Raw genomic sequence first — 13,323 nt, forward strand, 5'->3', positions numbered from 1 at the left:
AGGTGAAACGAAGACCGCCAGGATGGAGACGGCCCCAATGCCACCGGAGGTAACTACTGCTGCTCTGCGGCATGGAGGGCCCGGAAGCCCCCTTCGACAATGCGACGGCCGATACCAAGACCGTCGCTGGGACGAACAGCAACCCAGAACACCCCGGAGACCTCGGTTGGGGTGACGGCCGTCACTTCGACCTGTCCATCGGACCCATTGAACTGCAAGGTGAACGTATTGTAGGCGCTCAACACGTCGAACTGGTCGCCCACCTCGGGCGACCGGAATTGCTCAGACGACAGCGAGAGGGCGATGCCGGACGAGAGACTGTTTTCGTCGTAGTCGGCGGTCAGAAGCGAAAGGCCTGTAAAGCCGTCTCCCCCCGCGTTGACGATGTATGCGGCCGGCCCTACGTATGTCGAGTCGGCCTCGGCGTCGTAGAGCCGGAACGTGCTCTCGGCGAGCGACCCGTACCGGGACCGGAGCTCGTCGAACGTGGGGACCTCGCCGACGGTGTCGCAGCCCGAGAGGGCGAGAACGACGGCGAACAGCGCGAGTGGGGAACGGGACATGACTGAGAGAGAAGGAGGAAGAGGCCTCTCGACACGGCCCAGGGAATGTTCGCCGGCCACGCGACAAACCACCCGATGGCTGGGTCCCACAACTGGTGAACAGTAGGACATCCTTCGCCCCCTGTCAACCACCAATTCGTGTCCTCCTCCACCGAGCACGCGAGGGCATGTTCTCCTCGCCAACCATCGCCGTCGTCGCTGTCGAACCAAGCTGGGCGCTCATCTGACAACTGTGAGCGCGCACCTGTGGTCAACGATTCCTACACACATAAGCCAAGGGCGCGACGGCCAGCCCGCCCAGCGCCGCGGCGACGGCCGCGAGGCGCCAGCCGTGCTCAGCCCGCATCGCCGCTCGCGGACGTGGCCGGCGCCGGCAACACCTGGAACGGGACAGCCGCCCCGTTGAGCCGCAGCGTGTAGCTCCCGGCCGGGTACGCCCCGTCGAGCATGAGGTAGAACCGGAACGGCCGGACGACGGCCGCGCACACGGTCTCGCGCGGCTGGCGCATGAGCAGGTCGACGGTCACGAAGTGGCTCTGGCGCGCCTGCGTCACGTCGGTCAGCTCGGCGCAGGCGTCGGGGAGGGCGCCCTGGACCAGGACCTCGACGGCCACGCCGTCGCCGGGCAGCGGCCGGCCGGCCGGGCGGACGGCGACCGAGTCCACGACGGCCGGGTACACGAGGTAGCGCGTGCTGTCGCTGACCGGCCGGAGCAACATGGTCTCCCGATTCGGGTCGCTCCCGACGCGGTAGCCGAACCGGTCGCGGTCGGGCCCGTCGGCCGTGGCCGAGGAGCCGCCGCAGCCGGCCGCGACGAGGGCCAGCGTCACGAGGAACGCGCGCATCAGGCGGCCCCGTCGGTCGAGGCCGCGTCGCCGCCGTCGGGCCCGGCCTCGACGGGGCTCGAGCCGTCGTCGCCGCTCGGGCGTGGCGTGTCGGCCGCCAGCAGCGCCGCCTCGGGCTGGTCGTCGGTGACGGTCTCCGTCGGCGCGTCGCCCCAGAGCCGCTCCAGGTCGTAGTGGGCCCGGAGCTCGGGGTCGAACACGTGGACGGCCAGGTCGAAGTAGTCCAGGACGATCCACCGACTCGTGCCGGGCTGGCCATCGCGGGCCACGGGCCGCTCGCCGGCCTGGCTCCGGATCGCGTCGACCACGCCGTCGACGATGGCCCGGATCTGCAGGTCCGACTCGCCGGTCGCGATCACGAAGTAGTCGACCTCGCCCGAGATCCCGCGCAAGTCCATCACCGTCACGTCGCGCGCGCGCTTGTCGAGCGCCGCGTCGAGGGCGATCCGGGCAAGCTCGCGGCCGGGCGTCGGGCCGGACCGGCGGGAGCGTTGGGACTGGGTGGAAGCTGCGGACATAGAAGTCGAGGGGTCAGTCGGCGTACGAGGCCAGCGCGCGGTAGTCGGCGCCGACGGTTACGGTCACGTCGAGGGAGTAGTCGGTGGAGGGGCCGCCCGTGACGACGCGGTCGGCGTCGAGCCCGAGGGCCTGGGCGACGTATCGGGCGTCGAGGGCCGTCCCTGAACGCACCAGGACCGTCGTAGTGTCCCGGGCCGCCGCGTTGCCGATGTCGACCACGTCGAACCCGCGTCGGCGGAGGTGGGCCGTAACCTCGGCCGCGAGCCCGTCGACGCCGGCCGCGTTTCGGACCTCGACCTGGATCCGGGAGTGGTCGGCGGCGGCCCGGTCCGGGACCGTCCGCGGCGTGAACGCGCGCGTGGCGAGCCCGTAGAGCAGGACGAGCACCACCAGCCCGCCCACGACCAGGGCCGCGTTGAGGAGGCCGTTGCTCAGGCGGGAGCCGGACAAAGAGGGCTACTCGGCGTCGCGGAAGAAGAGGTCGCCGGCCGAGCCGGACCCGACGCCGACCCCGAACCCGCTCCGGCCGTAGCCGCCGTACGCCCCGTAGCCGCGGGAGCCATAGGGCGTGCCGTACGGCGACGCATACGTCCCGTACGGGCTCTGCCGGACGCTCAGGTGGAACGTGGCGTTCTCGGTCGGCCGGTATGCCAGCTCCGCGTTGCGCAAGAACACCTGCGGCTGGTCGCTTTGGAGACCGGCGTAGAACCCGGAGCCCGCGAGCGCCTGGGCCACCCCAATGTCGACGCGGCCGGCCAGCTTGGTCGAGGGCTGCCAGCGGAGCGAGGCCGTGTACAGCCCGAGCCCGACGGCGCCGCCGGCCCCGCCGCCGTACGACACCTCGGCGGACTGGCTGAACTGGAGCGTCTGCGCGTTGAAGAGCTGGCCGAGCCCGAGCGCATTGGGCGTCTCCGAGAGCACCGTCGTGGCCATGCGGGCGGGCACGTCGGCCGCGCGCTGGGCGCGGACGGGCACGGCGAAGGCGAGGAGAGCAGCGAGGGCGAGGATGCGCATCGGGGCGGCGGAGCGGGTCGGGCAGGATAGGCTGGGCGGGGGGCGGGAGTCAACCGGCCGGCCGGGAGCGTCGGGCCCTCGTCAACGCTCGGCGCTGGCGCGTGGTGCCCGGTCCGGAACCGGGGGCGACGAAATCGCCCCGGCCTCCGCCGCCCCGATGCGGGCGCGGTGCGCCGCCAGGTCGATCCGCGAGGTCAGCGCGCCGACGGCGACCGCCAGCACCGCCGCGACCCCGAACAGCGCCGACGCGCCGAGCACGGCGTCGAGCGCCCCCAGCACCCCGGACCCCGACGACCGGCCCACGTTCATGGCCGCCGTGAACAGCGCGAACTGGGTCGAGGCGACAGCCCGGCTGCACAGGGCCATCCCCGTCGCCAGCAGCGTGATCGTCAGCAACACGAACGTGACGAGGTAGCCGAGCGCGAACGCCACCACCGTCGCGCGGACCGTCCACAGGCCGGGCACCGCGGCCATCGTCACCAGCACGAGCGCGACGAGGGCCGCCAGCCCGACCAGCATCCGCACGCGGCCGACCCGCTCGATCAGGACGCTCCCCACCGCCATCCCCAGCAGGCCCGCCGCGACCTGGCCCAGGGCCACCACGTCCGCGTAGCCGGTGTCGGTCCACCCCAGCTCGCCGACGGCCAGGACGGGCATGAACGCGATCACCAGGCCGTCGAGCGCGCCCGCGCACCACGCCGCGCCGAGCAGGAGCAGGCTCGCCGGGAGGAAGGCGGCCCGTCGGAGCCGGCCCCACACGCCGCGCCAACCGTGCGGCTGGAGGGCGTCGGCCGAGGCGTGGCCGGCGGTCCACGGCAGGAGCCGCTCGCCGGGCCGCTCGCGGACCAGAAGGGGGACGAGGAACAGGGCCGACAGCGCGACGGCCACCGCGCCCGCCGCCGGCCCGATCCCGCCCACGTCCAGCAGCCGCGCCGTCCCCACCGCCGACGCGGCCACGCCGATCGTCGCCCCGCCCCACATCAGCGCGTTGGCCCGGGGCTGCTCCTCGACTTCGAGTACGTCGACGGCCATCCCGTCGACGGCCACGTCGAGCACGGCCACCGACGTGTTGATAGCGACCCCGCAGGCCGTCAGCCACGAGAGGTGCGTCGCGGCATCGGGCACGAACGCCATCGCGACGACGGCGGCGATCACGCCGAGGCCGCCCGCCAGCACCCAGGGCCTCCGCCGGCCCATCGCCAAAAACGTGAACCGGTCCATGACCGGGCCCGCCACCACCTTCAGTGTGAACGGCAGCAGCACCAGCCCGAGGTAGGCCCCGATGGCGCCCGCGCCCACGCCCCGCTCGGCGAGGAACGCCGGCAGCGCGACCACCAGAAGCCCCTGCGGGATCCCCTGCCCCACGTACAGCGCGACGAGCGCCGCCAGCCGGAGCCGGCGACGCTCGGTGAGCGCGGGCAGGGCGCCAAGGCGAGCGGCCATGGCACAACATCGCACGGACGCCGCCGGCCGCGCTACTCCATTGTGTCGTCGGGCGCGTCGACGGGCGGCGTGGCGTCTTCGACGGGGCCCTCGAACAGGTCGTCGCCGGTCTCGGGCGCGGCGTCCATGTCGTCGTCCACCGTCTAGCCGTCGTCGCGCGAGAGCGGGTCGACGTCCAGGGGCGTATCGGCGTCGGGGTCGGCGAGCTCGGGCGTCGCGTCGGGCGCGGGCTCGACCTGGTCCGGCCCGCCGCGCCTTCCAGGCCGGCTCCCCAACCCGCCGACCTCGACCCCGTGCCCGTCCAGCAGCCGGCGGCGCGTGGCCGCGTCGTCGACGGCGTTGTGTTGCCCCCTCCCCGCGGTCTGAGGACGACGAGCGCCAGGCCGAGCGCGTCGAGACAGGATGACCGCACACTGGCGGGCTTTCCCCCTCGCTGCGCTCAGCGGGCGCTCGGACGGGGGGAGCGTGCGGCGGCAGACCACCGAGGGTAGCGTGCGGTCGCCCTGCGCGTCGAGGCCGGCCGTCGTCCGACAGGTAGCCCCACCGCCGTCGACGTGCCGTAGCTCCGACGGCCCGGGGCGGCGGCCGCTCCTCCAAACGAGAAGCGGGGCGGCCCCCCGAGAGGGACCGCCCCGCAGGACGGAGGTCCGGGTGGACCTACATGTCGCCGTCGACGGCCTCGTCGACCTCGACAGCGGCCTCGTCGGCAGCAGCGTCCATGTCGTCCATGGCCCCATCGGCGGCGGCGTCGATGTCGTCCATGGCGGCGTCGGTCTCGGCGCCCATCTCGTCCATCGCGGCGTCGGTCTCGGCGCCCATCTCGTCCATGGTGGCGTCGACGTCGGGCGCCTCGATGGTGGTCGTGTCGGTCTCGATCACGTCGGGCTCGGACTCGCACGCGGCGAGGGGGAGGGCGAGCGCGAGCGCGAAGAGGGCAATGCGGTTCATCATGACAATAGGAGGGGTGGGTGAAACGGATCTCGGGAGCGATCTCCGAGGCTCGACGGGGTGAGGGGTCGAGCGCCCCTACAACGACAAGATACCCGGCGTGTTGCCCAGGTCACTGGACACAGGAGTCCAATATGATGGACATCACTCGATCTTCGTGTTCCCCTCCAGCTCCGTCCGCGTGGTGTCGGGCGCCAGCCGGAGGCCCTGCGCATGGAGCGACTGCGCGAGCGCGGCCAGCGGCGTCCCGGGCTCGGCGAGCGCCCCCGTGTGGTCACTGAGCGACCGGAGCGTCCGGCCGATGGCCGGGCCGTCGAGCGGGCTCGACTGGAGCAGGTTGCGGAGCGTCGTCAGCTCGTCGCGGACGTCGGGCACGCCGTCGGCCGAGACCGTGTCGAGCCGCGCGACCCACAGGTCGATGGTCTGGATGGCCACGCTCGGCGAGAGCCGGACGAGGTCGCGCGAGACGAGGTCGAGCGTGCCCTCGGCCGAGACGTCGCGGACCATCGCGGTGTCGGCCGCCACGGCGCGCGCCTCCGCGCTGGCCGACGAGACGTCGGTCGGCGAGGCCGAGTCCGGGGGGGACGCATCGGGCCCGCAAGCGGCCAGGACGAGGGCGAGGAGGAGAGGGAGGCGGACCATCACGGAAGAGAAATGGGAGAACGGAGGGGCCCAAAACGACGGCCGCCGACCGGGTCTCCCGAGGGAGCCGGTCGACGGCCGGGACCGCAGTTGACGGGGTTACATGCCCGCGAGTTGGTTGCCCGCCTCGGTCAGGGTCGTGCCGAGCGTCTGGAGGGCCGAGTCGCCGCCGGCCGCGCCGGTCGTCGCCTCTCCGAGCCGCTGGAGCGTGGCGCCGACGGCGGCGCCGTCGATGGGCGAGACCTGGAGCTGACCGCGGAGCGTCTCGAGGTCCGAGACGACGGGCGCGAAGTCCGGGTTGCCCTCGAGCTGAGCGATCCAGCCGTTGATGTTGTCGACGGCGGCGGCGACCGGGAGGCTCGTCAGGCCGCCGGCGTTGGTGACGGCGTCGACAGTGCCCTGGGCGGTCACGGCCGGAGCGTCCATCATCGGATCATCCGTCATCGGGTCGTCCATCGTGCCGTCCGTCATGGCGTCGTCCATCGGGTCGACGGTCTCAATATCGACGACGTCCGTGTCGACGGTCTCGGGCTCGGACTCGCACGCCGCGAACGGGAGGGCCAAGACGAGGAGGACAGAGAAGCGGGTCATCAGCGGGGGCGAGGGTGAGGGCGCTCTAACCGGCCGCCGGGTCCCAAGATCTGCAATCATCTCCATTTCACTCGTGGATCGGAGATCTCCTGACCGCACGCCGGCCACGCCCTCATGCCCCCCGGGGGCCGAGCGGGACGGCCCAGGCCTCGGGCCGGTCGGCGCCGGCGAGGGCCGCGGCCAAGCGGAGGAGCCGGGCCTGCTCCGGCCACGCCAGGCGCGCGGCGGCGGCCTCGGCCGGAAGCCACGCCGACGTGTCGTGCTCGTCGTCGAGCGTGGGGTCGCCCTCGACCTCCGCTGCGAAGGCCGGCGCCAAGACCACCCGGTCCCCGGCCCAGTCGTAGTGGGCGTTGACCGACGGCAGGGTCCAGAGCTGGCGGAGGCCCCGGCCGGCCCGCCACCCCGTCTCCTCGGCGAGCTCGCGGAGCGCCGTCTCCCAGGCGGCCTCGCCCGGCTCCACCTTCCCCCCGACCATCCGCCACGTGCCGGCGTAGGCGTGGCCAGCCGCGCGGCGGACCACCAACCACTCGGCGCCACTCGGGGACCGGCGGTACGGGTAGACGTCGACGGCGTGGAGCGAGAGGACGGGCACGGCCGGAGAACGGAACCGGACGGGCGGGGTTCATCCGGCATGGACGGCAGCATCTACCTCGTCATCGCCGGGACCTTCTTCGGGTTCATCGCGCTCGCGTTCGTCCTGCTGTACCCGGTCTACCGCTTCATGCGCCGCCAGGAGCGCCTGGCCGACGACTGGACGCCTCACGCGGTCGCCCGGCGGGTGCAGGACCTCGAGCGCGGCAAGAAGCCGCCGGCCGACGACTGACCCGGCGCTCCGAGCCCGTCCCTCGGCCGACCGTTACAGGCGGACCCACGGGCGGAGCTTTTCGAGCGTCTTGTCGCCGATGCCCCGGACGTCGGTGAGCGCCTCGGCGCTCCGGAACGGGCCGTGGACGCGCCGGTGCTCGACGATCCGGCCGGCCAGCGCGGGCCCGATCCGCGGCAACCGCTGGAGCTCCTCCGCCGACGCCGTGTTGACGTTCGTCGGCGCGGGCGGCGGCTTGCCCGACCGCCGCGGCGCCGCGGCGCGCTCCACGACGGCCTCGGCGATCTGGGACGCCGACGAGTCGGACGCGGACGAGTCCGGCGGCCACGAGGCGGACGGGCTGGCAGGGGACGGCGTCGGCGCGCTCGACCACGCCGTCGCCACCGCGGCCGTGTCGGCGGCGGTCGCGAAGGCGGCGTCGGCCGCGGCGTAGAGGTCGGCGGGGACGGGCGCCGCCGAGGACTGGACGTGGCGGGCGACCGTCCCCCCGAGCAGCGCCAGGACGATGACGAGGGCGGCCGTGCCCTCGGGGCCGGTCAGGCCCGTGCGCGCCTGCAAGCGGTAGAGCCAGCGCATGGGACGGAACAGGAAGCGTGGCCCCCATAGACCCCGGCGCGCGTCCCGTGTAACCCCGGCACCGCGCCCGTCGGCCCGGCGTAGGCCGCCCCTCCCCCGACGCCGCCTCCACACCGAGCGGTCCGTCCCGTGATCGTCCGCACCGGCGCCACCGTTCTCCACGCTTTTGAGCCTCGCATTGACGCCGGGCCCATGCCATGATCGTCCGCACCGACGCCGTCGTCCTCCACGCCTTCGACTACGGCGAGACCAGCCGGATCGTCCGGCTTCTGACGCGCCCGCACGGCGTGATCGGCGTGATCGCGCGCGGGGCCCGGCGGCCGACGAGCACGTTCGGGTCGACGCTCCAGCCGCTTTCGTACGTCCAGGCCGTCTACTACTACCGCTCGGAGCGCGGGCTCCAGACGCTGAAGGAGACGGCCCACGTGGTCCGGTTCAAGCGGCTCACGTCCGAGATCGACCGGGTGACGCTGGGGCTCCGCGTGCTCGAAGTGACGCGGGCCCTCGTCGAGGAGGGCGAGGCCCACCCCCTCGTGCTCGACGTGGTGGTCCGGACGCTGGAGCACCTCGACGAGACCGACGCGAACGTGGCGAACGCCGTCCCGTGGTTCCAGCTCCACCTGGCGTCGCTGCTCGGGTTCGCGCCCGACGTCCAGCGGGACGACGTCGAGGCGCTCGACGACGAGGGCGGGCGGCTCCTGCTCCAGAGCGGGGCCGTCGTGGCGGCCGGCGCCGAGACCGGGGCCTACGGGCGGTCCTCGTCCGACGGCGGGGTGGCGGCGAGCCGGGCCGCGCTCCGGGCGTTCGCCGTGCTCGCGCGGACCCCGCTGGCCACGGCCGGCCGGATGCGGCTGGCCCCCGACGTCCGCCGCGAGGTCGAGGGGTTGGTCGACGCCTTCGTCCGGGTCCACACCGAGTCGACGTTCCCCGAGCGCGTCCGGGGCGTGGCCGACCAGCTCGACGCCGGGCTCGGCCGGGGCGGAGATATGTGAGCGCCCGCCGCCGCTCCTCGGCCCTGACGCGCCAGAACGGGCCGAGCGGGGCTCCATCGCTCATCTGTGCGGAGTTGTGTGTCACCGACCCGTGCCCTACCTTCGTCGCAGACCCCCAGGCCTCCCCATGAGCCGCCGACAGCTGACCCAGAAGCAGCACTCCTTCCTCGAGTACCTCCGCGAGCACGTCGACCGCCACAAGGTCTGGCCGACCTACCGCGAGATCGCCGACCACTTCGAGTACCGGTCGCCGAACTCGGTGACACAGAACCTCCAGGCCCTCTCGCGCAAGGGGTTCCTGGAGCGGGGGCGGAACGGGTACGCGCTCGTCGAGACCGGCCCGCGCGACGGTTCGATCCACCTGCGCGGCGCGCTCCGGGGCGGGCGGATCGAGCCGTCCCCCTCGGACCGGCTCTCGCTGACCACCCTGTTCCCCGACCTCACGGGCTTCCACGCGCTCGAGATCGGCCCGGACGTCGCGCGGACGTCGGAGCTCGGCGAGGCCCGCTACGTGTTCGTCTCGGAGGGCGACGCGCCCGAAGGCGAGACGGTCGTCGTGGTGGACGGCGGGCGGCTGTCGCTGGGCCGGATCGGCGCCGACGGCTGCGTCGAGTGCGACGAGCCGACCACGTCGCCCGAGGTGCTCGGCCGCTACGCCGGCCACGCCGGTCCCTACGGGATCGTCCGGGCCCAGGTGGAGGCGCAGGCCTAGCGTCGGGGCACCGGCGGGCCCGGCGCCGGCCGCGCGCGGAGCGCGGGCCGGCTTAAGGGCGCCCGCGCGGGGCCGATATCGGGTGCGACCGTCCGCACGCGCCCCCCATGCAGCCCCTCCGCGTTCTCCTCGCCTCCGCCGTCCTGCTCGGCCTCTCCGCCTGCGACGCCGGCGGGCCCGACGTCGGCACCACGTCCGGCGTCTGGGTCGGCACCGCCGAGTTCAAGGTCGACACGCTGATGTCGGACCAGAACTTCCGCGTGGTCTCGGACTACGAGACCCGGTACGAGTTCGAGCTGACCGAGGACGAGGACGGCCTGGTCCTCGGGTTCGTCAACATCTACAACACGGGCACGCTCCGCGTCCGCGAGCCGCGCGACGTCGGCGGCCAGACCATCGCCGAGCGGTCCGTGACGTGGGACGACGACCTGGTCGAGTCGTGGCCGGTCTACGGCACCTACGACCGACCGACGCTCGAGGTGGACCTCCCGGAAGCCGAGGCGGCCGACGTCTTCCCCAAGGACCTGTGGACGTTCGTGGTCGTCGGCGACCGGGCCCGGCTCGACAACACGACCGTCGTCCACGGCTACTCGTTCGAGGTGTTCGAGGACTACGACGCCCGGTTCACGGTCCGCCTCAGCCCGACGAACGCCGACGAGTTCTCGCTCCGGCGCCAGTAGCGCCCCGCGCGCCGGGCCGGTCCTTGGACCGCCGGCAGCGCTCGGAGCAGTACACGACGGCGTCCCAGTCACGCGCCCACTTTTTGCGCCACGCGAACGGGCGCCGGCAGACGGGGCAGACTTTGGTCGGGAGGTGGGGCTTGCGGTGGGCCACGGGCGCGGTCAGCGGGTTCGGCAGGAGAAGATGCGCCGGGTGGTGAGGAACCGGACGCGCCCGATCCGCGAAACCCGCTGACCCCGCCCGCCCCGCCGATGACCGTCCGCCCCATCGCCGCCGTCAAGACGGCCCGTTACGCCGTGCTCGGGCCGGAGGACGGGCCGGTCGACGAGGTCTGGGTGGCGTGCCACGGCTACGGCCAGCTCGCGCCGTTCTTCGCGCGCCACTTCCGGGCCGCCGAGCGGCCGGGCCGGCTGATCGTGGTGCCCGAGGCGCTGAGCCGGTTCTACGTCGGCGACCTCACGGGCCGGGACCGGCGCGTGGGCGCGAGCTGGATGACGCGCGAGGACCGCGAGGCCGACATCGCCGACGTCACCCGCTACCTCGACGACGTGTTCGTGGCCGCCTGCGCCCGCGCCGACGCCGACCCGCACGCGGTCCCGCTCACCGGCTTCGGGTTCAGCCAGGGGACCGCGACCGTCGTCCGGTGGCTGGCCCTCAGCCCGCTCGTGGCCCGGCGCGCACGGCGGGCCGACCGGCTGATCCTGTGGGGCGGAGGGCTCCCGCACGACCTCGATCTGGCCGACCACGCCGGGTGGCTCACCGAGGCCGGCGTCACGCTCGTGGCCGGCGACCGCGACGGGTTCGCGACGCCGGGCAAGGTGATCGAGCAAGAAGCCCGGCTGCGCGCGGCCGGCATCCCGGTCGAGACGCGGTCGTTCGCCGGCGAGCACCGGCTCAACGACCGCGTCTTGGGCGACCTCGCCAGGCGCTAGCGGACGACGGTCATCGTCCCGGACGAGACGGCCCCGCTCTCGGAGACGAGCCGGTAGACGTACACGCCCGACGGCCACGCCGAGGCGTCGACGGCTACGTCGTGACGGCCTTCGGTGAGAGCGCCGGCCGCCAGCCTAGCCACGAGCCGGCCGGTGACGTCGAACACGTCGAGCCGGACCCGGTCCGCGGCGGGCAGGTCGAACGCGACGGTGGCCCGGTCCCGGAGCGGGTTCGGGTAGACGCCCAGCGGCGCCTCCGCGGCGGTCACGGCGGCGGCCACCGAGGCGGTGGACGCGGACGCGGCGGCCGACGAGGCCCGGAGCGTGCCCGGCTCGAAGACGGCGTAGCCCACCAGCTCTGGCGCGTGCGACGTCTCGGCGTCGGCCGACCGCTCCTCTTGGAGCACGAGGCGCCCCCCGATCCGACCCGAGAGCAGCACGCGGACCGTCACCGGGTCGTCCTCAGACACCGACTGCGTCGCCGCGAGCATCACCGCGCTCGTCGACACGACGGCCCCGAAGCGGGTCCGCGTGAGCTCGCTGTCGGCGCGGATCCGCTTGGCCACGACCGGGCGCTCGCCGTCGCCCAGCCCGGCCTCGATGGCGACCCAGGCGACCGTCGTCGGGCCGAGGTCGGCGCCGCCGGCCTCCTGCTGCACCAGCCGGACCTGCGCTCGGTCCTCCCGGACGCGCAGCCGCGCCGTCACCACGGCGTCGCCGCCGACGGGCTGGGCGAACACGACCGGCGTGCCGGGGAACGCCTCCGAAAAGTCGATCCGCCCGACGCCGTTCCCGTTGGCCGTGACGAACCCGGCCTCGACGCGGCGCCCGTCGTCGAGCGTGTGGGCGCCGGCCTCGACCACGAGGTACGGGATGTCGAGGTCGAGGTGCGTGCCGTCGAGGTAGGGCCACTCGGCGAGCTGGATCTCGAACTGATCAGCCGTGATCGCCTGGACGCGCGGGACCGCCGGGACGTCCTCCTGGGCCGACGAGAACGACGGCGCGACGACGACCGGGTTCGTGTACGACCGCGACAGGAAGACCGGGTAGAACGTGTCCGGCTCCTGCTCCGGCCAGTTGAACGTCCCGACCTCGCCAATGGCGACCGTCCCGTCGTCGCCGCCGGTGACCTCGATCTCGACGGCCGCCGTGTTGTTGGTCTCGTCGGTCTCGGCCACCTCGCCGCCCGCGTCGGCTTGGAAGAGGACGTAGTACGTCCCGGCCGGCGTGCCCTCGGGGATCGTGACCGTCACCGTGTCGTCCGTGTTGTCGCCCGCGTCGAGCCCGTCGATGTCGACGTTGGTCAGCACCTCGTCCGAGTCGTCGGGCGTCGTGTCGGTCGAGAAGGTGACGCGGAGCACGAAGTCGCCCGCGCTGGCGCTGCCGACGTTCGAGACGGTGTAGTCGATGTCGACGTCCTCGCCCGCGTCCGGCTGGAGGTCGTCGTCCTCATCGTCATCGTCGTCCGAGAGCGCGGCGGAGACAACCAGGTCGGCCCCTCCGGCGCCACCGTCGCCGACCGTCAGCGCGGCGGCGTCGACGTTGTTGGTCTCGTCGGTCTCGGAGATCGCCCCGTTGTAGTCGACGACGAACAGGAGGAAGTACTGGCCCTCGGCCGTGTCCGACGGGATGTCGACGTCCTCGCTGTCGTCCTCCGACTCGCCCGGGCCGACCTCGCCGGCCTCGTCGGCCCCGAGGAACGTGTCCGCGCTGTCCAGCACCTCGTCGTCCGAGAGGTAGAACCCGACGAGCGGCTCGACCTCGCCGGTCCCACTGTTGAACACCGTGTAGTCGACGCTGACGTCCTCGCCGGGCTCGACACCTTGGTCGGACGCCTCGACGGAGCCGCTGACGGTGAGGTCGGGCTGAGCGACGACGGGGGCCGCGAGAGCGGCCAGGAGGGCGAAGGCGAAGGGGAGGCGCATGGGGGTTGCAGGAATGTGTGACGCGGTCGCCGGCGCCATCTGGCAGCCGATTCCATCGGGGGGTCGAAGCGTTACCGGGACACGTTCTCCTCGTTCCGAAGCGGACTGGGATCTCAG

The 13,323-nt window shown here is 73.3% G+C and carries 18 protein-coding genes and 1 pseudogene; 5 read left to right on the top strand and 14 right to left on the bottom strand.

The window, feature by feature from the left end:
• Positions 1–53: 53 nt before the first annotated feature.
• From ACOOHE_RS18165 to ACOOHE_RS18215, 11 genes are all read right to left on the bottom strand, one after another.
• The gene (locus ACOOHE_RS18165) at positions 54–563 is read right to left on the bottom strand and encodes a hypothetical protein (protein WP_420455509.1); all 510 of its coding nucleotides are present in this window, start codon (positions 561–563) and stop codon (positions 54–56) included.
• A 335-nt stretch (positions 564–898) separates the two neighbouring features.
• A complete protein-coding gene (locus ACOOHE_RS18170) occupies positions 899–1,408 on the bottom strand; it encodes a hypothetical protein (RefSeq protein ID WP_420455510.1) in 510 nt (169 codons plus the stop codon).
• A complete protein-coding gene (gene rsfS / locus ACOOHE_RS18175; RefSeq protein WP_420455511.1) occupies positions 1,408–1,926 on the bottom strand; it encodes a ribosome silencing factor in 519 nt (172 codons plus the stop codon). Before rsfS ends, ACOOHE_RS18170 begins: the two co-directional genes overlap by 1 nt.
• Before the next feature lie 13 nt (positions 1,927–1,939).
• A complete protein-coding gene (locus ACOOHE_RS18180; RefSeq protein ID WP_420455512.1) occupies positions 1,940–2,377 on the bottom strand; it encodes a LytR C-terminal domain-containing protein in 438 nt (145 codons plus the stop codon).
• A gap of 6 nt (positions 2,378–2,383) precedes the next feature.
• Complete coding sequence (locus tag ACOOHE_RS18185) at positions 2,384–2,941, bottom strand: hypothetical protein (protein ID WP_420455513.1); 558 nt, start codon at positions 2,939–2,941, stop codon at positions 2,384–2,386.
• An 81-nt stretch (positions 2,942–3,022) separates the two neighbouring features.
• Positions 3,023–4,384: an MFS transporter gene (locus tag ACOOHE_RS18190; protein WP_420455514.1), complete on the bottom strand. Its 1,362-nt coding sequence runs from the start codon at positions 4,382–4,384 to the stop codon at positions 3,023–3,025.
• 143 nt (positions 4,385–4,527) lie between these two features.
• Entirely contained in the window at positions 4,528–4,866 is a 339-nt protein-coding gene (locus ACOOHE_RS18195) for a hypothetical protein (RefSeq protein WP_420455515.1), read from the bottom strand.
• Positions 4,867–5,041: 175 nt separating this feature from the next.
• Complete coding sequence (locus ACOOHE_RS18200; RefSeq protein WP_420455516.1) at positions 5,042–5,335, bottom strand: hypothetical protein; 294 nt, start codon at positions 5,333–5,335, stop codon at positions 5,042–5,044.
• A gap of 141 nt (positions 5,336–5,476) precedes the next feature.
• Positions 5,477–5,974 (bottom strand): hypothetical protein, encoded by a 498-nt coding sequence (locus tag ACOOHE_RS18205; RefSeq protein ID WP_420455517.1) that lies wholly within the window; start codon positions 5,972–5,974, stop codon positions 5,477–5,479.
• Between the two features lie 99 nt (positions 5,975–6,073).
• Positions 6,074–6,565, bottom strand: a complete 492-nt coding sequence (locus ACOOHE_RS18210) for a hypothetical protein (RefSeq protein ID WP_420455518.1) — start codon at positions 6,563–6,565, stop codon at positions 6,074–6,076.
• Between the two features lie 112 nt (positions 6,566–6,677).
• Entirely contained in the window at positions 6,678–7,157 is a 480-nt protein-coding gene (locus tag ACOOHE_RS18215; protein WP_420455519.1) for an NUDIX domain-containing protein, read from the bottom strand.
• A gap of 39 nt (positions 7,158–7,196) precedes the next feature.
• Between ACOOHE_RS18215 and ACOOHE_RS18220 the strand changes: the two genes are divergently transcribed.
• Complete coding sequence (locus ACOOHE_RS18220) at positions 7,197–7,388, top strand: hypothetical protein (RefSeq protein ID WP_420455520.1); 192 nt, start codon at positions 7,197–7,199, stop codon at positions 7,386–7,388.
• Between the two features lie 33 nt (positions 7,389–7,421).
• On the opposite strand, the gene ACOOHE_RS18225 is transcribed toward ACOOHE_RS18220, so the two are convergent.
• Positions 7,422–7,964 (bottom strand): ComEA family DNA-binding protein, encoded by a 543-nt coding sequence (locus tag ACOOHE_RS18225; protein WP_420455521.1) that lies wholly within the window; start codon positions 7,962–7,964, stop codon positions 7,422–7,424.
• A 197-nt stretch (positions 7,965–8,161) separates the two neighbouring features.
• Here ACOOHE_RS18225 and recO point away from each other — a divergent pair, with 197 nt between their 5' ends.
• From recO to ACOOHE_RS18240, 3 genes are all read left to right on the top strand, one after another.
• On the top strand, positions 8,162–8,956 hold the full coding sequence (gene recO / locus ACOOHE_RS18230) for a DNA repair protein RecO (protein WP_420455522.1): 795 nt from the start codon (positions 8,162–8,164) through the stop codon (positions 8,954–8,956).
• 127 nt (positions 8,957–9,083) lie between these two features.
• On the top strand, positions 9,084–9,668 hold the full coding sequence (locus ACOOHE_RS18235) for a LexA family protein (RefSeq protein ID WP_420455523.1): 585 nt from the start codon (positions 9,084–9,086) through the stop codon (positions 9,666–9,668).
• A gap of 107 nt (positions 9,669–9,775) precedes the next feature.
• The gene (locus ACOOHE_RS18240) at positions 9,776–10,348 is read left to right on the top strand and encodes a hypothetical protein (protein ID WP_420455524.1); all 573 of its coding nucleotides are present in this window, start codon (positions 9,776–9,778) and stop codon (positions 10,346–10,348) included.
• 22 nt (positions 10,349–10,370) lie between these two features.
• On the opposite strand, the pseudogene ACOOHE_RS18245 reads toward ACOOHE_RS18240, so the two are convergent.
• Positions 10,371–10,502, bottom strand: a pseudogene (locus tag ACOOHE_RS18245) (DUF2256 domain-containing protein); the annotation flags it as partial.
• Between the two features lie 98 nt (positions 10,503–10,600).
• Between ACOOHE_RS18245 and ACOOHE_RS18250 the strand changes: the two are divergent.
• Positions 10,601–11,281 (top strand): alpha/beta hydrolase, encoded by a 681-nt coding sequence (locus ACOOHE_RS18250; protein ID WP_420455525.1) that lies wholly within the window; start codon positions 10,601–10,603, stop codon positions 11,279–11,281.
• Here ACOOHE_RS18250 and ACOOHE_RS18255 read toward each other — a convergent pair.
• On the bottom strand, positions 11,278–13,206 hold the full coding sequence (locus tag ACOOHE_RS18255) for a CARDB domain-containing protein (protein ID WP_420455526.1): 1,929 nt from the start codon (positions 13,204–13,206) through the stop codon (positions 11,278–11,280). The two genes, ACOOHE_RS18250 and ACOOHE_RS18255, sit on opposite strands and share 4 nt — an antisense overlap.
• Between the last annotated feature and the right edge of the window lie 117 nt (positions 13,207–13,323).

It is taken from the genome of Rubrivirga sp. (assembly GCF_965213695.1).
Taxonomy (GTDB): domain Bacteria; phylum Bacteroidota; class Rhodothermia; order Rhodothermales; family Rubricoccaceae; genus Rubrivirga.